The organism is Virgifigura deserti (genome assembly GCA_003576685.1).
GTDB lineage: Bacteria > Pseudomonadota > Alphaproteobacteria > Dongiales > Dongiaceae > Virgifigura > Virgifigura deserti.
The window spans coordinates 1-20,538 of sequence record QOZR01000005.1 but is presented as its reverse complement, the minus strand read 5'-3'; the positions used below and the strand labels follow the sequence as shown (position 1 = coordinate 20,538).

Annotated in this window: 14 protein-coding genes; 7 read left to right on the top strand and 7 right to left on the bottom strand. The window is 64.6% G+C overall.

The window, feature by feature from the left end:
- Positions 1-66 precede the first annotated feature (66 nt).
- Positions 67-3,813, top strand: a complete 3,747-nt coding sequence (putA, locus tag DT069_RS09945) for a trifunctional transcriptional regulator/proline dehydrogenase/L-glutamate gamma-semialdehyde dehydrogenase (protein WP_119460163.1) — start codon at positions 67-69, stop codon at positions 3,811-3,813.
- A 25-nt stretch (positions 3,814-3,838) separates the two neighbouring features.
- Here the strand turns inward: putA and DT069_RS09940 are convergent, their stop codons facing one another.
- The 6 genes from DT069_RS09940 to DT069_RS09915 form a co-directional block, all read right to left on the bottom strand.
- Positions 3,839-5,158, bottom strand: coding sequence for a four-carbon acid sugar kinase family protein (locus DT069_RS09940; protein WP_162913108.1), 1,320 nt, complete (start codon positions 5,156-5,158; stop codon positions 3,839-3,841).
- Entirely contained in the window at positions 5,124-6,407 is a 1,284-nt protein-coding gene (locus tag DT069_RS09935) for a ribulose-bisphosphate carboxylase large subunit family protein (RefSeq protein ID WP_119460161.1), read from the bottom strand. The genes DT069_RS09940 and DT069_RS09935 overlap by 35 nt, the downstream gene beginning before the upstream one ends.
- A gap of 4 nt (positions 6,408-6,411) precedes the next feature.
- Positions 6,412-6,951, bottom strand: coding sequence for a VOC family protein (locus tag DT069_RS09930; protein WP_119460160.1), 540 nt, complete (start codon positions 6,949-6,951; stop codon positions 6,412-6,414).
- 6 nt (positions 6,952-6,957) lie between these two features.
- Positions 6,958-8,235, bottom strand: coding sequence for a TRAP transporter large permease (locus DT069_RS09925; protein WP_119460159.1), 1,278 nt, complete (start codon positions 8,233-8,235; stop codon positions 6,958-6,960).
- Positions 8,236-8,256: 21 nt separating this feature from the next.
- Positions 8,257-8,763, bottom strand: a complete 507-nt coding sequence (locus DT069_RS09920; protein ID WP_119460158.1) for a TRAP transporter small permease — start codon at positions 8,761-8,763, stop codon at positions 8,257-8,259.
- Positions 8,764-8,837: 74 nt separating this feature from the next.
- The gene (locus tag DT069_RS09915; RefSeq protein WP_425450136.1) at positions 8,838-9,878 is read right to left on the bottom strand and encodes a TRAP transporter substrate-binding protein; all 1,041 of its coding nucleotides are present in this window, start codon (positions 9,876-9,878) and stop codon (positions 8,838-8,840) included.
- A 168-nt stretch (positions 9,879-10,046) separates the two neighbouring features.
- Here DT069_RS09915 and DT069_RS09910 point away from each other — a divergent pair, with 168 nt between their 5' ends.
- From DT069_RS09910 to DT069_RS09900, 3 genes are all read left to right on the top strand, one after another.
- Positions 10,047-11,087 (top strand): LacI family DNA-binding transcriptional regulator, encoded by a 1,041-nt coding sequence (locus DT069_RS09910; protein ID WP_119460157.1) that lies wholly within the window; start codon positions 10,047-10,049, stop codon positions 11,085-11,087.
- 151 nt (positions 11,088-11,238) lie between these two features.
- Complete coding sequence (locus DT069_RS09905; RefSeq protein ID WP_119460156.1) at positions 11,239-11,988, top strand: trypsin-like serine peptidase; 750 nt, start codon at positions 11,239-11,241, stop codon at positions 11,986-11,988.
- Positions 11,989-12,337: 349 nt separating this feature from the next.
- A complete protein-coding gene (locus DT069_RS09900) occupies positions 12,338-13,009 on the top strand; it encodes a PEP-CTERM sorting domain-containing protein (RefSeq protein WP_119460155.1) in 672 nt (223 codons plus the stop codon).
- A gap of 150 nt (positions 13,010-13,159) precedes the next feature.
- Here DT069_RS09900 and DT069_RS09895 read toward each other — a convergent pair whose 3' ends face one another.
- A complete protein-coding gene (locus tag DT069_RS09895) occupies positions 13,160-14,017 on the bottom strand; it encodes a ParB/RepB/Spo0J family partition protein (RefSeq protein ID WP_162913107.1) in 858 nt (285 codons plus the stop codon).
- Between the two features lie 794 nt (positions 14,018-14,811).
- Here DT069_RS09895 and DT069_RS09890 point away from each other — a divergent pair.
- From DT069_RS09890 to DT069_RS09880, 3 genes are all read left to right on the top strand, one after another.
- Positions 14,812-16,536: a type I secretion system permease/ATPase gene (locus DT069_RS09890; RefSeq protein WP_119460153.1), complete on the top strand. Its 1,725-nt coding sequence runs from the start codon at positions 14,812-14,814 to the stop codon at positions 16,534-16,536.
- Positions 16,537-17,883, top strand: a complete 1,347-nt coding sequence (locus tag DT069_RS09885; protein WP_119460152.1) for an HlyD family type I secretion periplasmic adaptor subunit — start codon at positions 16,537-16,539, stop codon at positions 17,881-17,883. It abuts the gene before it with no gap.
- Positions 17,884-18,464: 581 nt separating this feature from the next.
- The coding region (locus DT069_RS09880; protein WP_425450135.1) for a carbohydrate-binding domain-containing protein at positions 18,465-20,538 on the top strand (2,074 nt) is incomplete at its 3' end.

Here is a 20,538-nt window from a genome sequence, read left to right as displayed (position 1 = left end):
CCGGGGTCGGGTGGGCTATCTCTCAGGTTGGGAACCTGCTCGCTGGGCCAATGAGGGAAGACCGTGATGTCCCGTTCCATCGCTGGAGATTCGAGATCGAGCAAGTCCGCCTCAGCCGATGCGGCTGTCGCGCGAGTGCCGATGACTGACCCGTTCTCCGAGTTTGCCGGCAAGCCCGGTCACCAAAGTGCCCTGCGCGACAAGATCACGGCGGCCTATCGGCGGCCTGAAACCGAGTGCCTGCCCCCGCTTCTCGAGGCGGCGGCGGTGCGCGAAGCGCGGCAGGAAGAGATCAGGGCTCTGGCTCGCAAGGTCGTGACTGCGATCCGCGAACGCGGCACCGGCGGCGGCATCGAGGGCCTGATGCATGAATACGCGCTTTCGAGCGACGAAGGTGTTGCGCTGATGTGTCTGGCCGAGGCTCTGTTGCGTACACCCGACAAGGAGACGCGCGACGCGCTCATCAGGGACAAGATCGCCCGTGGCGACTGGCGCGCCCATCTCGGTGGCGACCGGTCTGTCTTCGTCAACGCGGCCACATGGGGCCTCGCCATTACCGGACGGCTCGTCTCGCCGGTCAATGTCAAGTCGATGTCGGGCGCGCTGACCCGGCTTTTGGCGCGGGGCGGAGAGCCGATCATTCGTGCCGGCGTCGATATGGCCATGCGCATCATGGGCGAGCAGTTCGTCTGCGGCCAGACCATCGAGGAGGCTCTGCGCAACGGGCGCAAGCAGGAGGCGCGCGGCTTTCGCTATTCCTACGACATGCTCGGCGAAGCCGCCATGACGGCAGCCGATGCCGACCGCTATATGAAGGACTACGTCACCGCCATCGAGGCCATCGGCAAGTCGGCCAATGGCCGTGGCATCTATGATGGCGCCGGCATTTCGATCAAGCTTTCGGCCCTGCACCCGCGCTACTGTCGCGCCCAATATCAGCGGGTGATGTCCGAACTGCTTCCGCGGGTGAAGGAACTGGCGCTTCTCGCCAGGCAATATGATCTCGGGCTCAATATCGACGCCGAGGAAGCCGATCGGCTCGAACTCTCGCTCGATATTCTCGAAGCGCTCTGTCGCGATCGCGACCTGGCGGGCTGGGACGGCATCGGCTTCGTGGTCCAGGCCTATTCCAAGCGCTGCCCCTTCGTGCTGGACTATCTCATCGACCTTGCCCGCCGCTCGAGCCATCGGCTGATGGTCCGCCTCGTCAAAGGTGCCTATTGGGACAGCGAGATCAAGCGCGCCCAGCTCGACGGCCAGGACGATTTTCCGGTCTATACGCGCAAAGTGCATACCGACGTCTCGTATCTCGCCTGCGCCCGCAAGCTGCTCGCCGCGACCGACGTGGTCTATCCCCAATTCGCGACTCACAACGCCCACACCATGGCGTGGATCTACAAGATGGCCGGGGACTATTGGAAGGGGCAGTACGAGTTCCAGTGCCTGCACGGCATGGGCGAGCCGCTCTACGATCAGGTCGTGGGCAAGAACAAGCTCGACCGGCCCTGCCGCATCTACGCACCGGTGGGCTCCCATGAGACCCTGCTCGCCTATCTGGTGCGTCGCCTGCTGGAGAACGGCGCCAACAGCTCCTTCGTCAACCAGATCGCCAACAAGTCGATCTCAATCGACAGCCTTGTCGAGGATCCGGTGGCGATCGCGCGCCAATATGATCCGCCTGGCCTTCCCCATCCTCAGATTGCCTTGCCGGCGCATATTCTCGGGCCAGGCCGCAAGAACTCCGAAGGCCTGGACCTCTCCAACGAGCATCGGTTGCAAGTGCTTCAGGCGGAGTTGACCGCGACCGCCAAGGAAGTCTGGCGGGCCGAACCGCTGCTCGGGGAAGGGGAGGCGGAGGGGGAACGGTGGTTCCTGCGCAACCCCGCCGACCGCCGCGACATCGTCGGAGAGGTCATCGATGCCTCCGAGGCGGACATCGACAGCGCCATGAAAATCGCCACCGCTGCAGCAAACGATTGGGCGGCGACGGCGCCATCGGATCGGGCCAAGCCGCTGCTCCGCGCGGCCGACCTCCTGGAAGAGCGTATGTCGGTCTTCATGGGGCTCGCCATGCGCGAAGCAGGCAAGTCGGCGGTCAATGCGATCGGGGAAGTCCGCGAGGCGGTCGATTTCCTGCGCTATTATGCGCGGCGGGTGATCGACCATTTCGACAATGCGACCCACCTCGCCAATGGGCCGGTGGTCTGCATCAGCCCATGGAACTTCCCGCTCGCCATCTTCACCGGCCAGATATCCGCGGCGCTCGCCGCGGGCAATCCCGTACTCGCGAAGCCGGCCGAAGAAACCCCGCTGATCGCCGCGGCCGCCGTGCGGCTGATGCACGAGGCGGGCGTGCCCCGGCAGGTGCTGCAACTGCTGCCCGGCGACGGGCGCGTCGGCGCCGCCCTCATTGCCCACGAGGCGACATGCGGCGTCCTGTTCACCGGCTCGACCGCCGTCGCCCGCCTCATCCAGGCCGAGCTCGCAAAGCGCCTTCTGCCCGATGGGCGGCCCATTCCGCTGATCGCGGAAACCGGCGGGCAGAATGCCATGATCGTCGATTCCTCGGCCCTGCCCGAACAGGTCGTCGCCGATGTGATCACTTCGGCCTTCGACAGCGCCGGCCAGCGCTGCTCGGCCCTGCGCCTCTTGTGCCTGCAGGATGATATCGCCGACCGCACCCTGAGCATGATCAAGGGGGCGATGCAGGAATTGAGCCTGGGTAATTCCGACCGTCTGAGCACCGATGTCGGACCCGTCATCACCGAAGACGCGCAGCGGACCATCAATGCCTATATCGCCGATATGGCTGCGCGCGGGTTTGCCACGGCGCAACTATCCTTGCCCGTATCGAACCGCGACGGCACCTTCGTGGCCCCGACCATAATCGAGCTTAACGACGTTGCCGATCTTGGGCCGGAAGTCTTCGGGCCCGTGCTCCATGTCGTGCGCTTCAAACGCGGCAATCTGGACGGACTCATCGCCGACATCAATGCCATGGGCTATGGCTTGACCTTCGGCATCCATAGCCGTATCGACGAGACGATCGGCCAGGCGATCAGCCGTATCAGCGTCGGCAATATCTACGTCAACCGCAACATTATCGGCGCAGTTGTCGGCGTGCAGCCCTTCGGCGGTCACGGCCTGTCGGGCACCGGCCCCAAGGCCGGCGGCCCGCTTTATCTGCGCCGACTCGTCAAGACCGTCGGCATTGCGCTGCCCGATCTCATCGAGAGTGATCAGGCCGGGACCGCCCCAAAGACCGCAGCCGCGACCTATTGCAACTGGCTGCGCGGCAAGGGCTTCGACGCCGAGGCCGAACGCTGCGCGAACTATGCGCGCCAGTCGGCCACCTGCCTCATCCTCGAACTGCCCGGTCCGGTGGGTGAGCGCAATACCTATGCCCTGCGCGCCAAGGGCTGTTTCCTGCTCAAACCGCAAACCTTCCAGGGGCTGGCGTTGCAACTCGGTGCCGTAGTCGCGACCGGCAATCGGGCGCTGATCGATCCCGCATCCGGGTTGGCGGACAGCCTTGCCGATCTGCCGCCGGAGATCAAAGAGCGGATTGTCGACAGTGCCGCAGCCACGACGATTGTCGGCGTGCTGCAGGAAGGGACGGGGGATGCCGTGATCAGGACGGCGGGCGCGCTCGCCGAGACCGACGGTCCGATCATTCTGCTGCAGGCCGTTTCCAGCGCCGCGCTTGCCGGCGGTGCGGAAGGCTATTCGCTCGACCTGATGGTCGACGAGGTGGCGACGAGCGTCAACACGGCCGCCGCTGGCGGCAATGCCAGCCTGATGTCGATCGGCTGATCGGGTTGTGACCGGTGGTTTGGCCTTACAGTTGGATCAGCCGATCGAACAGATCCTCCCGTCCCATCTGTCCGCCCTTCAGAACGAGCCGGATGCCGTCGAGCGCCGGATCCGGCGCATGGGCGCAGCACAAACTCACCCCCGGATCGAGGTCGGCGAGATAGGAGATGCTCTCGACCCCGAGCCGGCGGATCGCGAGGCTCGCGGTGTCGCCACCGGCGATCGCGAGACAGCCGGGCCGGGCCGCCGCTGCGACAAGGGCTGCGAACTCCGCCGTGGCGGCTGCGATCTCCAGACGCGAGTGGCCGTGCTCCATGTCGTCTTCCACGAAGGCGAGAACGTGCGCTCCCTCCCGCAGCAGTACCGCGCATCGATCGCTGGCGGCGCGAAACGCCCCGCCGCTCGCGCGGGCGCCAAGTAGGGCGGGTGAGAGCGCCACCTTCTCGAACGAGGCGGCCGCATCGATCTGCGCCTGCGTTATCGGCGAGCGGCTGCCGGCCATCACGAAAACCGGCCCGTTCGTCGCCGGAACGGCGAATGCCGCCTCTCTCGCGCGATTGTCCGCGGCCGCGAGAAGCGCTTCAGCGACGCTGCTCGCACCGACGATCAGAAGCGGCCCGGGACCGGCCTCCCGCCGCAGCACGTCGCCGACGAGAGCGACGTCCACCGCGTCGAGAATATCGAACAGCGCGAGCGCCACACCGCTGGCGCGAAGGGCGGTCAGGCGATCCCTCACATGGCCCATCCCCTGCGCCATGAGGGTGCGGTCGATCAGCGCGATGGGGCCAAGACCCTGGGAGGCGAGATGGCGGCGCAGATCGGCCTCGGCCATCGGCGTCACGGGATGGCGGCTCATCACCGGATGGCGATCGATGCGGAATGTCTCGTCGCCGCTGGCGGCAAACAGCGTGCCGAAGACGCAGTGCCGACGGAGGCTCGGCTGTCCGCCGATGATTGCCACCATGGGCGTGTCGAGCTGTTGGCGGAACGCAGCGACCGCCGCGCCGATGCTGCCGATGTCAGGACTCGAATCGAAGGTCGAGCAGATCTTGTAGTGGACGAAGCGCGGCCGAAGCGCCACGAGCCGTTCGGCGATCCGCCGGGCCTCGATCGCGATCTCGGCCGCCGGCATGGTGCGCAGGGCGGTGGCGACGCCGACGGCGTCCAACGCCTCGATCTCCGCCCGTCGTTCCGGCCCGGGCGGGTCGAGATAGAGCCGTGCCTTCAGGCCGCCGCGCGCCAGGGTCGCCAGCGTGTCACTCGCGCCGGTGAAGTCGTCGCCGCAGAAGGTAATCTCGGGCGGCGCCATCTTAGCCGAGCGTCGGGCCGAAGAAGTCGAGGGCACGGCGGAGCTCCGGTGCCCCTTCCGCATAGTGCTTGGCTGGGACACCCGCTTCGACGGCTTCGAACGCCTGTCGCAAGCTGGCGACGCCGGCGGCCGGACCATCGGGATGCGCCAGGATGCCACCGCCGGCGAGGAACATGAAGTCATGGCCGGCGACTGCCTCGCAGGTGGCCGCGACCGTGCCGGCCCACTGGCCGGAGGAGAACACCGGCATTACCCGATCGTCCGCGGCGCCGTCGACGGCAACCGGCTCAAGACAGGCACGCGCGGCATCGACGACATCCTCGTCGAAATCGGCGAACTTGCCGCCGAGGCCGTGTACATGCATGTGGTCGAGGCCGGTGAGCCTGTAGAGCGCCTGATAGGCCCTGAAGGAAATGCCCAGCGCCGGATCGCGGGCGAAGGCGCCGAAGCCGTTGCGATGGCCGTGGAGCGCGAGCGGCGTAGCGGCCCTGAGTGCCTCGACCGCCGCCAGACCGCACCAGTTGAGGCTCGCCATGACACAGGTCCCGCCCGTCGCCTCGACCAGATCGGCATGGCGCCGCATGGCATCGACCTCGTCCGTGATGTTGAAGGCCATCATGACGGTGCGGCCGGTCTGATCGCGATGACGGCGGATGCGCCGCATCACCGCAGGCACCCGCTCCTCGATCGGCGCATGATCCGAATTGGCGTTGACCTCGTCGTCCTTGATGAAGTCGACGCCTGCTTCGCACAGGTCTTCGACCAGATCGGCCGTCGCCTCGGCTGAGAGACCCAGATTGGGCTTGATGATCGTGCCGAACAACGGCCGCTGGCCGGTGCCGACGCTGTCGCGCGTTCCGCCGATCCCGGCCACCGGCCCTGGAAAGCGGCTACGGAAGGCATCCGGCATTCGCAGGGAGAGGAGCCGCAGCCCGGTGATCTCGCCCAGGTCGTAGAGGTTGCCCGCGACGATGGCGGCAAGCGTCGGCAGGTTTCGTCCGATATTGGCGAGCGGAAAGGCGATCTCGACGCGTGCCCGGCGCCAGGGACCTTCGACTCCGCGCCGCGCCAGATAGGCGCTCGGCAGGCTCGGCAGGGCGCTGGGCTCGATCTCCTCAACGCGCAGCACATCGGCGGCGGCGCGGCGGCGCAGTTCCTCGCTCTCACCGGCGACGCGCGTGAACGTGCCGCAGCTCTGCTCGCCGGCCATGATCTCAGCGACCCGCGCCGGCTCCAGCGGTGTCTCGATCAGGTACTCCGCGACGACGGCGCTGCCCGGATTCATGATGTCAGTTCCCCTCGAGCGACGGGAAGTCGCGGATCGGGTCGGAGCCATCCCAGCCGGTTGCGGCGTCACGGATCATCTTGAACATCCGGCCCTTCGGCCCGAGCACTTCGGAGAGTTCGATCACGGTGCCGGGATGCATTTGGCGGTCGAAATAGACGAAACGGCCGTTCTGACCGACCTCGCCGCTCATTTCGACCTTGAAGCCTTGCGCCTCCATGCGGGCCAGGTCGTCGTCGAAGGTCTCTGTCCAGAAGGCGATATGCTGAAGACCGGTATGTCCTGCGCGCAGGAAGTCGCGATACATCGACGGCGTGTCGCTGCGAGTCTGGATCAGCTCGACCTGGACGCGGCCGGAATTGGCCAGCGCGACCGAGTTGTGAACGTCGAAGGCCTCGCCGCGGAACCGGTAATTCCGGATCGGCACATGCTCGTTATAGAACCACGGTCCGACGCCTATGACGTCGATCCAGAACTCCATCGCGGCTTCGATGTCTTCAACGACATAGCCCAGTTGTCGGACCTCTCCGAGTAACCTGCTCATATATCCTCACTTCATCAAAAGACCGGGCAACCAAGTCGAGGCGGCGGGAACCAGCGTCACGACCAGGAGCGATAACAGGAGGGGAATCAGGAACGGCAGCACGCCGCTAACGACCGTCGGCAGCGGCATCTTGGCGACGATGCTGACCATATAGAGGCTCATGCCGACCGGCGGCGTCAGCAGCCCGATCATCAGATTGAGCACGAACACGATGCCGAGCTGGATCGGGTCGACGCCGGCCATGGTCAGGATCGGGGTGACGATCGGTGCGATGATCAGGATCGCGGCGATCGACTCCAGGAACATGCCCGCGACCAGGAGCAGGCCGTTGACGATGAACAGGAGGACGATGGGATCGGTCGAGAGTCCCAAGAGCAGTTCGGCCGCTCGGGCCGGTACCTGGTCGATGGTCAGGACCCAGGCGAACAGCGCCGCGGAGGCGACGATGAAGAGCACGTTCGCGGTTGCCTCGACCGTCTCCCGCGCCGCGCCGACGAAGCCTGTCCAGCTGAGTTGGTGATAGAAGAACCGGCCGATCAGGATGGCGTAGACGACAGTGATACCGGCGACCTCGGTCGGCCCGAACAAGCCGCTCAAGAGGCCGCCGATCAGAAGGACGGGCGCCAGCAGCGCCGGCAGGCTGAGTGCAAATTGGCGGCCGAGTTCCGAGAGGCTCGGTACGGTCTCGTCGCGCGGCAGGTTCTGGAGGCGGGCCATCACAGCGATCTGGATCATCAACAGCGCCGTGATGATCAGCGCCGGGACGATCCCGGCGAGGAGCAGCTTCACGGCAGAGACGTTGGCTGCCGTGGCGAAGATGATGATTGGTATGGATGGTGGAAAGATCGGGCCGATGGTCGCCGCGGCCATCGTGATTCCTGCGGAGAATTCGTCACGATACCCCCGCTCGCGCATCATCTTGATCTGCATGCTGCCGAGCGCGCCGATGTCGGCGAGCGCGGCTCCGGATATCCCGGAAAACACCAGACTGACGAGCACCGTTACCTGGGCGACCCCGCCGCGGATCCGTCCGACCAGGATGCGGATCAGGTCGAACAGGTGACGGGTCACGCCGGTGACGTTCAGAAGGTTGGCGGCGAAGATGAAGAGCGGAACGGCGAGTAGCGGCGTGGAATCGAGCGCGTTGACCGAACGCTGGGCCAGGACTGCGACGGGTAGGTCGTTGAGGACGATCACCACCGCGGCGGATAGGCCCATGGCGATCGATATCGGGACGCCCATCAGCATGGTGACGGCGAACAGCGCGAGAAGGAGGGTCGTCATGGATGCGGACCTCGTTCGGGGTCAGGCGCCGCGTAGCGCACGGACGAGGCGAAAGATGGCGACCAGGGTCAGGAGGCCCATGCCGATCGTCATCGGCAGGTAGAAGACCCAATTCGGCATGCCGATCGCCGGCGTGGAGAAGGTCGCCGCGCGCTCCAGAAATGTCTGCAGACCGACCAGGAGCAGGACGCAGAAGCCGATCACGCAGATTTCGTTCAGAACGTGAAGAAGCTTGCGCGCCCGTCCGCCAAACAGCCCCATCAGCATATTGACGGCGATGTGGCGGCCTTCGAGGAGCAGGTGCGGAACCGTCAGATAGACGACCCACAGGCCGGCGAAGCGGGCCAACTCGTCCACCCAGGGCAGGCCCATATCCAGCAGGTTGCGGCAGGCGACCTGCAGGGCGATGAGGATCGTCATGAGGACCAGCATCGTCATGGCGACCGCAAGCCCTGCGCTGGAAACCCAGCGCAGAACATGCTCGAGGCGCATGATTCCGGGGCGCATGGTTCCGGGAGCGGTCGCCATGACGGATCTCCGATTGCTAGGATTTGGACGGCTGCTGTGCCGGGCGACTCTTCGGCAGGACGGGCGGCGCGACGCTACTTGATTTCAGTGATCATCTCATACAGGTCGCCATATTCCTCGGAGAACCGCTCGCCTACGAGCTTCCCTACAGACTTCCGAAAGGCATCGACCTCAAGGCCCTGCTCCGGGCCGATGACGGTCATGCCCAAGCCGGTGAGTTCTTCCAGATCGCTTTCTTCCTGAGCCTCCACCGCTTTCGAGGCCCTCTGCCGCACCTCTTCGGCCGCCGCGGCGATGCCGTCGCGCTGAGCCTGCGTCAGGTCCTGCCATACGCTCTCGTTGATGACGACCACCTCGGCGCCCATGATGTGGCCGGTCAACATCATGTGCGACTGGACATCGTAAAGCTTGTTCGACAGCACCACATTGACCGGGTTCTCCTGACCGGCGACGACGCCGGTGGCCAGCGCCGTCGGAACCTCCGACCAGTCGACCGGCACCGGTACCGCGCCGAGGCCTTCGACCGCCGTCATATAGATCGGAAAGGGGATCGAGCGGATCTTGACGCCGGCAAGATCGGCCGGGCTCAAGGCTGCTTGAGAGGCAGTCAACTGGCGAGTGCCGAAATAAAAGGCGTAGAGGACGCGCACGCCGGCATTCGCGATCAGCCCTTCGTTCAGCGACTTCATCACCGGCGAGTTCACGTCGGTGACCTTCATCAGATGGTCGAGATCCCGATAGAGAAAGGGGGTATCGAGAGCAGAGAACGGGGCGTGGAGCGAGCCGAGCGCGCCGGCGGTGTTATGCGACAGGGCGATCGTTCCCGTCGACACCGCCTCGGCGAGTTCCTGCAGCTTGCCGAGCTGCGAAGAGGGGAAGACCTGCACTTCGATCTCGCCACCGGTGTTCCTGGCGATCGCCTCCGCGAGCCATTCGGCCTGCATGCCGGTGATGCTCGTCGGCGCGTTCATGTGGCCATAGCGCAGGGTAAGGTCGGCGGCCTGTGAGGGATTCGGCGTGCCGAGCCCCGTGGCCACGGCGATGCAGGCTGCGCCGACCAGAGCGCCGAGCCGCGCGCGGAAAACGGATCCGAGGATGGATGGATACGTGGCCATCAATTCCTCCCTTGATGGTTTTTGCGTGGTTCTGAGCAGCTTTGACACGGGTTATTTCCCCGATTTCCAAGAACGCTATTGGCGTCTATTCTTCGGGTCAACGCGTATCTCTTGATGGCTTTTGAGGGATTTTGACGGCTTTCATCGCCGTTGATCGGATGTTCCACTATGCCAAGGACGAAAACAAAGCGGCCGACTATCGCCGATATCGCCGGCACCAGCGGCGTATCGCTCGCAACGGTCGACCGGGTCTTGAATCATCGCGGCGGTGTGCGCGAGGTGACCCTGAAACGGGTGCTGGAGGCCGCCGCCGAGCATGGCTATCTGCCAAAGGAAGCTCTCGCCCGGGCGCTGCATCCGAGTCCGATGAAGCTGGTGTTCCTTCTGCCTTCCGGCACTAACCGATATCTGCGTCTGCTCGGCGAGCGGATCCGCAGTAGCGACGACCGGCAGTCGGCCTTCAACTTGCGGATCAAGTCCTATTTCATCGAGGGTTTCGACCCCTTCGGACTGGCCGAGGCTCTCAAGCGGCACGGCAGGAACGCCGACGGTATCGCCTTCATGGCGCTGGCGCATCCGGCAGTGCGGGAGGCAGTTGCGACACTCGCCGCCGATGGCAAGCATGTCGTCACCTTCGTGTCCGATCTGCCGAACTCGGAGCGGGCCGCCTATGTCGGCCTCGACAATCGCGCTTGCGGGAGAACCGCGGCCTATCTGCTTGGCCGTTTCACGCGCCGCAACAGCGGCAAGATCGCGCTCATCGCCGGCAGCCTGCACTATCGCGCGCATCAGGACCGGGAGATGGGCTTCATGAGCCTTCTGCATGAGCAGTTCCCGGAGATGGAACTGATCGGCCTGCGGGAAGGCCACGACGACAGGTCCGAGAACTACCACCATGCCAAGGTGCTGCTCGCCGATCACCCGGATCTCATCGGGATCTACAATATCGGCGGCTCGTCGGACGGCATCGCCCGGGCGCTGAGGGAGGCCGGACGGGCGCAGGGCGTGGTGTTCGTCGGACACGGCCTTACCGAGGACACAAGGGCGATGCTGATCGACGGTACGATGGACATCGTCATCACCCAGAGCCCGGATATCATCGTTCACAACACGCTGCAGATCTTTTCCAACCTGCGCGCCGCCATGCCGATTCTAGCAGGCGTGCCGCCAATCAACCTCGAAATCATCTCCTGCGAGAACATTCCGTAGAGACAGGATATCCTAGGCAGCTTGCGACCAATAGGCGATTTCTGCAGCCCTGAACGGCGTCTTCCTTTGGCCACTGTTTTGTTTCCGCGCAGCGCCAGGAGAATCCATTAGTCTTCGTCGATCGAGAACCTATTGCCCGTTCAGAGTCAGCATGATGCGCCTCCTTCTCCTTCTCTGCTTGCAATTGCTCCCGGTCATGCCGGCGACCGCGCAGCTGGAGGCCTTGCCGGGCATTCTCGGCGACGATGACCGGGTTCCGACAGAATCCCTGGACTGGCCTTGGACCGCCATCGGACGAGTCAATCGTGCTTCGGGCGGGTTCTGCACCGGCACATTGGTCGGTCCGCGGCAGGTCCTGACTGCGGCACATTGCCTGTTCGACCGCGGCAGGCGCCGTATCGTGCCGTCCGACATTCACTTCGTTGCCGGTTATCAGCGAGGCGACTATCTCGCCCACTCGGTGGCGCGCGCGTTGGTTGTCCCGCAAGGCTACCGTCCGGACGCCGCCATGAACGTGGACGTGCTGGCTGAGGATTGGGCAGTTGTGGTGCTGCGCGACCCGATCGATATTCGCCCGGTCCCGGTGTGGGCTGTCGACCGTGCGCTGTCTGCCGGGGACCGGCTGGTGCGCGCCGGTTATGGCCGGGATCGGGCCCACCTCCTGTCGGTTCATGAGGGCTGCGGCATCTCAGGCCGATCCGGTGGCGGACGGCTGCTGCTGCATAGCTGCGATGCCACCCGGGGCGATTCCGGTTCGCCGCTGCTGCGGCGCACGGAGAAGGGCGTCAGCCTTGTCGGCGTCGATCTCGGTGTCGTGCGATCCAATGGTGCCGATCACGGTCTCGCCGTATCCGCGGCGGGTTTCAGCGCAGCGCTTCGGGCGGTTCTCGCCGGTCATTAACCGTCAGAAGTCCTTACAGCCCAACCAGCGTCGGCTCATCGCAGGCTGGCACGCAGTAGGCCGGTGGGGCCGAGACGCACCTGGTGTCCCTTACCTGGACGTCGAAGGTCACAGATAGGATGGCCGCAGTGGGCATATAGCCTGCGCAAATCGTCCGGATAGTTTACAGTATATGGTTAATAAAAGGCCGTGGGGGAACGTTTATGTCCGCATTGTCGAAGAACATTCGCGTATATGCTTGTAAATCCAGAGGGAACTGTTTCGTTGGAGATCCTCAAGTAAATATGGCACGAGAGTTGCTTCTAATCAGGTGTTAGTCTTGTTGCGCCCCCAAGGGAGGACCTGGGTTATGAAGCAATTTGCACTTACTGCGCTGCTGGCACTTGGCATCGGGTGCGCCGCCAGCGCCGCATTCGCCGCTCCGATCATCTCAGGTGCCGGTAATGGCACCTGTACTCTGTTGAGCGGTTCCGGTGGTGCGGGTGCCTGCACCACGCAGACCATCACGCCGCATCCGTTGTGGCAGTCCAATTCTCCGAACCCGCCCGGTTACGGTGGCGAGTGGGTTTCCTATGCTGATACCGGCTATGGCGGAAGCGTGCTGGCGCCGTATAACGGCTCGGCGACGAACCCGGACGGCAGGCAGGCGATCTTCCAGATCGAAGAGACCTTCACCGGGGCCGGCAGCCTCGACTTCTACATCTGGGCCGACGACACGGTCGAGCTCTATCTCGACGACGTTCTGATCAAGGCCGCGAACTTCACCGACAACACCTGCGCCGATGGCCCGATCGGGTGCGAGCCGTTGGAGTACTTCCAACTGGCCACGACGGTCGACAGTGGTTCGCACACGATCAGAGTGGTCGCCTATCAGTTCGGAACGGTGCAGAACACCAACGAGAATCCATTCGGCGTCCTCTATTCCGGAAACTTCCAGGTTCCGGAGCCCGCGACGCTCACTCTGATCGGCGCTGGTCTGCTCGGCATGGGCGTTATCGGGCGTCGCCGCAAGGCGGCCTGATCGAGACACTATCCATTCGAACCTTCGGCGGCGGTTCCCGCTATCTGGGGCCGCCGCTTTTCTTTTGGCTGCATCCCGCGAAGCGTGTCATCGCGGCGAATCAATTTCCCGCCCCGAGACTTTCCACACGGAATCCGAGAGATTCGCAAGTCAGCTGATGCCGCCGAGGCTTTTCATCGCCCGGTTCATGCCTAGAAGTTGAAGCGCGTCGCGGATCGTCCTTGCGGCCGCGGCCGCTTCCTGCGGCGAGCGCGTGTGAATCCGAATTGTCGGTCGCTTGCCGTCCAGCTTGATCTCGACGATCGAGCCGAGTTCCCGCGCAATCTCCGCCTCGAGCGCCATCAAAGCTTCGGGGCCGGGCGAGGAGGCGGGTGCCGCAGGGGTCGCTCGCACCGTCGCATCGACGGCATGGGCCAGCCGCTCGGTCTCCCGAACCGTCAGTCGCTCCTCGGCGATTCGGGCTGCAAGCTGCACCGGCGATCTGGCCGCAAGCAGGGCGCGGGCATGGCCGAAGCTGATGCGTCCGGACTCGATCATCTCCTTGACTTCCTGCGGAAGGCTCAGAATGCGCAGGATGTTGGAGATATGGCTGCGGCTCCGGCCGGTGAGGGCCGCCACCTGTTCATGGGTCCGGCCGTACCCCTCGATCATGAGACGGAGGGCTTCCGCCTCTTCGATCACTGTGAGGTCGCGACGCTGCAGGTTCTCCACCAAGGCGAACTCGAACGCCTCGCGGTCCCCAATCCTGTCGATAACGATCGCCGGAACCTCGTTCATGTCCGCTAGCATCGCCGCCTGCCAGCGGCGATAGCCGGCGATCAGGTCGAACTGGTCCGCAGTGCCGCGGCGAACGCGCAGCAGCACCGGCTGCGCCATCCCTTTCTCGCGAATCGAGTTGGCCAGCGCCTGCAAATCCTCGGACGCGAGGCGCTTGCGTATCGGCGTCGGTCCGGGGTGTATGGCAGCCGTGGGGACATACCAGATCCGGCCGAACCGACGACTGGTCACGTTCGCGATCTCAGCCTTTGCGAGCTCGCCCGGCCGAGCCGCCGTCACGACCTTCGGCTGTTCGCCTGCGGTCCGCGCAGGGAGCCCCGGATTTGGCAAGGCCGGCGCCGTCAGGGCTGTGGAAATAGTCCCGCTCGGCCTGCTCGCATCTGTATTCTCCTGAGACATGCCCTTGTCGCTCTTCGAAAGACTTTCGGCGCCAGTGCAGAGTCCAAACAATAAACTGGGCTAATTTTATTAATTTTTTCTAAGGAATGGAGAGGAGAGGCGCTCTCCTGGAAAGCGCCTCACTGCCATCGGTCCGAGGCTTTCCCCGATTCGATGTCGCCGGCTCGGGCCACAATTTTCCTACACCGGTTCGACGGGCATATTGCGTATCAAGGCCAGGAACGACCATCGCTTGGGCCGAACGCAACGCTTTCGGACCGAAGCGTGCTTGGGGGAAAGGGGAGCATCATGCCTGATCGCACAAAAGCAGCGGGAGACGCATGATCTCCCAATCGCGCGAGCGAGATGGGCACGAAGATCGAAGCCGATGTCCTGGCTTTCCGGAACGCTGGCGTAAGGGGCGGCACGGGTTCGATGCCGGCGATGTTGGGCTACTTAGCAAGTATTAACTTCCGGTTTGGTAACATCCCCTTTGGAACCTGCACTGTGGCGCGATATAGGCCGGAGCCGGCGTGCTTGGCTCTCGACTGGGCACCCTCCTTTGGCTCGGCGCGTCCCGCCCCGGTGCCCTCGGGCGGGGCGTCGGATGACATGACCCGAAACGGCATGCAGAGAAAAGGCTGCGCATGAAACAGAGCAAGTCCGAGGTCAGGGACGCCCTGTCGTCCTGCCGGGACGCCTTCATCACGACCGGTGCATTCAGTTTCTTCATCAATCTCTTGATGCTCGTGTCGCCTCTCTACATGATGCAGGTCTACAATCGCGTGCTGCCGAGTCAAAGCGAGGAGACGCTCGTCGTCTTGACGCTGCTCGCCTGCGGCATGCTCGGCGTCATGGGGCTTCTGGAGGTCGTCCGCGCGCGGATTCTGGTTCGCGTTTCCGGGCAGCTGGATCTCCGATTGAGCGCCCGGGTCCTTTCGGCGATCTTCCGCTCCTCGCTGCAGTCGCCGCGCGGCGGCGTGCAGGGGCTGCGCGACTTCGATACCGTGCGGCAATTTCTGTCCGGCACCGGCACCTTCGCCTTCTTCGATGCGCCGTGGACGCCGATCATCATCGCGGTGGTCTTTCTGTTCCACCCGCTGCTCGGCGTGATCGCCACGCTTGGCGCCCTTATATTGTTCGGGCTGGCGATCGCCAACGAACTTGCGACGCGCCGGCCGCTGCAGGAGGCGAACCGCCATTCGGTCGGCGTCAACAGCTTCATCGAAAGCAGCCTGCGCAACGCCGAAGTGCTCCAGGCGATGGGGATGTTCGCGAACCTTCGGCGGTCGTGGGCCGATCGGCGGGTGGAGCTGCTCCGTCTGCAGTCCCTGGCCAGCGACCGGGCGGGCACGATCTCCGCCCTGACCAAGTCGCTGCGGCTGCTCTTGCAGATCGCCCTGCTCGGCGCCGGCGCGCATCTGGCGATCTATGGTGAGATCACGCCTGGCGTGATCATCGCGACCTCCATTCTCGTCGGCCGGGCGCTCGCGCCGGTCGAGATGGCGATCGGGACCTGGAAGCAGTTCGTGTCGGCGCGCACCGCCTATGCCCGCTTGAACGCGCTGCTCGCGGAGCAGCCGGAGCCGGCCGCCTCGACGTCGCTGCCGAGACCAAAGGGCGACTTGCGGGTCGAGAATCTGACAGCGGTGCCGCCCGGCGCCGGCGCCCCGACGCTTCGCCAGGTCAGCTTCCCGCTGGCGGCCGGACAGGTGCTCGGCGTCGTCGGTCCGAGCGGCGCAGGGAAATCGACCCTGGCGCGCCTGATCGTGGGGGCTTGGCGGCCCTTTTCCGGAAAGGTGCGTCTCGACGGCGCCGACGTCCATAACTGGAACCGCGACGAGCTCGGCCCCTATATCGGCTATCTGCCGCAGGATGTGGAGCTCTTCGACGGCACGGTCAGCGAGAACATCGCGCGGTTCGGCGAGCTCGACTCCGCGAAGATCGTCGCCGCGGCAAAGCGCGCCGGAGTGCATGAGATGATCCTGCGCCTGCCCTCCGGCTATGACGCGCCGATCGGACCGGGCGGCTGTGTCCTGTCCGGCGGCCAGCGTCAGCGCATCGGTCTTGCCCGGGCGATCTTCGGCAATCCCGCGCTCGTCGTCCTCGACGAGCCGAACTCGAACCTCGACGAGGATGGAGAGACCGCCCTGACCAACGCGATCATGGATCTGAAGGATGCGGGGACGACGGTCGTCATCGTCTCGCACCGGCCGAGCGTCCTCGGCACCATGGATCAAATCCTTGTTCTTGCCGACGGTGTGGTCCGGGCCTTCGGCTCGCGGAGCGAAGTTCTGGCTCGACTGGCACGGCCCGCGCCAGCGACCTCGGCAGTCACCGCCACCGGACAAATTTCGGCGAAGGCGTCGTAGATGGTCGCCTTGTTGCCGTCTCACGGCGCCGCGGCCGTGGGCGCCGAGCCGGCGCCTAGCTTCCCCACAAGCTATCGGCGCGTCACCTCCTTCGGATGGCTCGTCATCCTCGTCGCCTTCGGCGGGCTCTTCCTTTGGTCGGCGCTTGCACCGCTGAGCTCCGCGGCGATCGCGCCGGGCACCGTCGTCGTCGATTCCAGCCGCAAGGAGGTGCAGCATCTCGAAGGCGGTATCGTCAAGGAGATCCTGGTCCACGACGGGGATCATGTGGACGCAGGCGAGGTGCTGATCCGACTGGACGACACCCAGGCGCGCGCAACGCTCGAGCTGCTCCAGGGCCGCTTCGACGCCGACCGCGCCTATGAGGCGCGGCTTTTGGCCGAGCGCGACGATCGCCACGACATTGCATTTCCCGCCGACCTGACGGCGCGGGCGGCGACGGACCCCGAAGCGGCGGAGATCCTGTCGGGGCAGCGGCGTATCTTCCAGGCGCGCCGTAGCACGCTGGTTGGCGAGACCTCGATTCTCGAGAACCGAATCGAGCAATCGAACGCGCAGATCGAGGGGCTGGAGATGCAGGCGGGCGCGAAGGAGCGCCAGATCGCCCTGGTCAAGAAGGAGCTCGCCGGTCTGAAGACCTTGTTCGACAAGGGACACGCGTCCATGACGCAGGTTCTTGCGGTCGAGCGGGAGTATGAGCGGCTGGAAGGCGAGCGCGGCGAGATCGTCGCGAACATCGCCGGCGTCCGGCAGGCGATCGGCGAGGCGGGGCTACAGATCGTCCAGCTCGAGAAGTCCTTTCGAGAAGGCGTCGAGAACGAGCTTCGCGAGGTTCAGACGCGGATCTTCGACACCTCGCAAAGAATTTTCGCCGCTCGCGACCAGCTGCGCCGGCTCGAGCTGCAGGCGCCGACGGCGGGCGTCGTCGTCAATCTCGCGGTCCACACGGTCGGCGGGGTGATTCCGGCCGGCGGCCCGGTCCTCGATATTGTCCCGGAGGATGACGACTTGGTGGTCGATGCGGAAGTGCGGCCGGACGATATCAACGATCTGCGCGTCGGCGCGCCGGCGGATATTCGCTTTACCGCGTTCAACCAGAACACGACACCGGTGGTTAGTGGCGTCGTCACGCGGATCTCGGCCGACCGCCTCGTCAATCCGAAGACGAACGTGCCGTATTTTCTGGCACGGGTCCTCGTGGACGAGAAGGGGCGGGAGGCCTTGGGCGGTGAAGAACTCATCCCCGGCATGCCGGCCGAGGTCATCATCAAGAAGGACGAGCGTACCCTTCTCGGCTATCTGATGGGGCCTCTGCAGGAAATAGTCATGAAATCGTTCCGGCAATAGCCGGATAACGCCCACTCTCGCGCTTGGCAGGGGCCGTCCGGGCGGAAGGAGGCGTCCGTCACGCGACCGTCGAGCCCGACCCAGACGAGCACCCGGCCGTCGACCACGGCGACGTGGTCCGGCGTGTTGTGCTGCCAACCATGGGCATCTCCCGGTCCCACCTGCATCCTTCTTCTGTCAGGCCGTAGACGATCTCACTCTATCAGGCGTTGTCGCGCAGAAGGTTATTCGTAGTGCGATGAAATATGCGCCATCGACCGGCGTGCGTTATCAGCCGAAAGTTTATAAAATTTATCTAAAATTCAATAATAACACAGAAAGAACACAGAAGGATAGAGGTTATTCTTTTTCGTATAGACTTGGATTCACTTCAGCTTCTCTCTGGAAATCCAAATGGATGCTTGAGTGACATTTTAGAAGCATCAACGCGTTAGCATCTTTTTCAAACCTCTCGGGCATGTTCGTCGTCAGATCAATGCCGCAGCTCGGGGCGCGGCAGTCGGGCGGAGATCATATCTGCTCACCTGACGGCCAAAGGCCCCTCGCCCGGCAGAGTACCTGTCGCATAGGGGAATTAGCCAATGGCCGAGACGATCCTGAACGATATTCTGGCGCCCGAGGCCCTGCTCAGCACGATCGTGGTCCGGGTTTCCGGCGATCATTATCTCGATGCACCGCAGTTTCAGATTTTCGTCGACGGCAAGGCGGTCGGCGCGGTGCAGACGGTCACGGCAATCCGCTCCGAGGGCGAGTGGCAGGAGTTCTCTGTCACGGGCGATTTCGGCGCCGACGGCCCGGGCGAGGTTGCGGTTCGGTACGCCAACGATCGTTGGGGTGGGGCGGCCGGCAAGGATCGCAATCTCTACGTCGACTCCATCGAGGTGAACGGTCAGCGCTTCGAGGCGGAGGACGCCTCCTACGCCACCTTCACCAGCCGCGGCACGATTGCCGGCCAGGAGAAGATGTCGTGGAACGGCGATATCCTGTTCAGGACGGAAGGCGCTGCGCCGGTTCCGCCCGAACCGGTCGTCGACACGATCACCGTCCGCGTTTCCGGCGATCACTATTTGGGCACGCCGGAGTTTCAGCTCTATGTCGACGGCCAGCCGGTCGGCGAGCCACAGCAGGTCTCCGCCGTTTACGGCAAGGGTGAGTGGCAGGAGTTTACCTTCACCGGAGAGTTCGGTGGCGATGGACCGGCCCAAGTCGAAATCCGGTTCCTGAACGACGCCTGGGGTGGGGCGGCCGGCAAGGATCGCAATCTCTACGTCGACTCCATCGAGGTGAACGGTCAGCGCTTCGAGGCGGAGGACGCCTCCTACGCCACCTTCACCAGCCGCGGCACGATTGCCGGCCAGGAGAAGATGCCGTGGCATGGCAAGTTGGTCTTCGATACGGAGGGCGCGGAGCCGACACCGCCAACGCCAACGCTGGAAGTCGGTCCGGCCGGTGGGCGTGAAGATAGCGGAATTGCGCTTGCGATCGCGGCGGGGCTGGGTGACGCCGCCGATGGGCAGTCGCTCACGATCACGATCGGCGGCATGCCCGAGGGAGCGAGCCTCAGCGCCGGAACGGAGAATGAGGACGGTAGCTGGACGCTGACGCCGGACCAGCTCGCCGGGCTGACCTTCAATCCGCCTGCGAATGCCGGCGGCGACGTCACGCTCGAGATCTCGGCAAGGGCGACGGCGGCCGATGGAACGCCGCTCGAGACAGTCGCCAGCCTGCCGATCATCATCGAAGCGGTGGCCGATGCGCCGAACTTGGCCGCGCCGGCAACGCTCCAGATCCAGGCGAGTGCCGGCCAGGCCGCGACCCTGCCGCTCGATCTCTCCGCGGCGCTTGTCGATCAGGATGGTTCCGAGACGCTCACGGTGACGGTCGGCGGCTTGCCGCAGGGCGCCAGCCTGAGCGCCGGCACGTCGGACGGCAACGGCAACTGGACGCTGACGGCCGCGCAGCTTCCGGGCTTGCAGCTCACTCTGCCGGCGGGCGCCAGCGAGGATTTCTCCCTGAGCGTCACCGCCCAGTCGCGGGAAGGATCGAACGGCGACACGGCCACCACCAGCACCTCAGTCGCCGTAGACGTGCTGCCGCCGCAGAACACGATCAAGCTCTGCGTGTCGGGCGACCACTATGACGGCGCGCCGCAGTTCGAAGTGTATGTCGATGGCCAGAAGGTCGGCGGAACGCACACGGTTACCGCATCCCATGGCGACGGTGAGTGGCAGGAATTCACTCTGACGGGTGACTTCGGCGCCGATGGGCCGGGCAAGGTCGAGGTTCGATTCCTGAACGATGCCTGGGGCGGAGCGGTCGGCGAGGACTGCAATCTCTATGTCGATTACATCGAGGTAGGCGGTCAACGCTACGAGGCCGAGGACGCGGGCTATCTGCGCGACAACGGCCAGAGCCTTCCGGGATCGGAGAAGATGTCCTGGGATGGCAAGCTGGTCTTCGACATGGACGGGGCATCCAATCCGCCCGACGACAGCAACCCGCCGGACGACAGCAACCCGCCCGATGAGGACGGCCTGCCTACCGTTCTCCAGCCGTCTGGTCCTGGCGAGGTTGTCGGGTTTCGTCTGGAGGCGGGGGACGCGGGAGTTGATGCGGGCCGGGTGGTGACGTTCGGGCAGGTGTTCGCGGCGGGCG

Coding starts and splice junctions, on each gene's coding strand:
- putA (WP_119460163.1), top strand. CDS start 67: ATGTCCCGTTCCATCGCTGGAGATTCGAGATCGAGCAAGTCCGCCTCA.
- DT069_RS09935 (WP_119460161.1), bottom strand. CDS start 6,407: ATGAATCCGGGCAGCGCCGTCGTCGCGGAGTACCTGATCGAGACACCG.
- DT069_RS09930 (WP_119460160.1), bottom strand. CDS start 6,951: ATGAGCAGGTTACTCGGAGAGGTCCGACAACTGGGCTATGTCGTTGAA.
- DT069_RS09925 (WP_119460159.1), bottom strand. CDS start 8,235: ATGACGACCCTCCTTCTCGCGCTGTTCGCCGTCACCATGCTGATGGGC.
- DT069_RS09920 (WP_119460158.1), bottom strand. CDS start 8,763: ATGGCGACCGCTCCCGGAACCATGCGCCCCGGAATCATGCGCCTCGAG.
- DT069_RS09915 (WP_425450136.1), bottom strand. CDS start 9,878: ATGGCCACGTATCCATCCATCCTCGGATCCGTTTTCCGCGCGCGGCTC.
- DT069_RS09910 (WP_119460157.1), top strand. CDS start 10,047: ATGCCAAGGACGAAAACAAAGCGGCCGACTATCGCCGATATCGCCGGC.
- DT069_RS09905 (WP_119460156.1), top strand. CDS start 11,239: ATGATGCGCCTCCTTCTCCTTCTCTGCTTGCAATTGCTCCCGGTCATG.
- DT069_RS09900 (WP_119460155.1), top strand. CDS start 12,338: ATGAAGCAATTTGCACTTACTGCGCTGCTGGCACTTGGCATCGGGTGC.
- DT069_RS09890 (WP_119460153.1), top strand. CDS start 14,812: ATGAAACAGAGCAAGTCCGAGGTCAGGGACGCCCTGTCGTCCTGCCGG.
- DT069_RS09885 (WP_119460152.1), top strand. CDS start 16,537: ATGGTCGCCTTGTTGCCGTCTCACGGCGCCGCGGCCGTGGGCGCCGAG.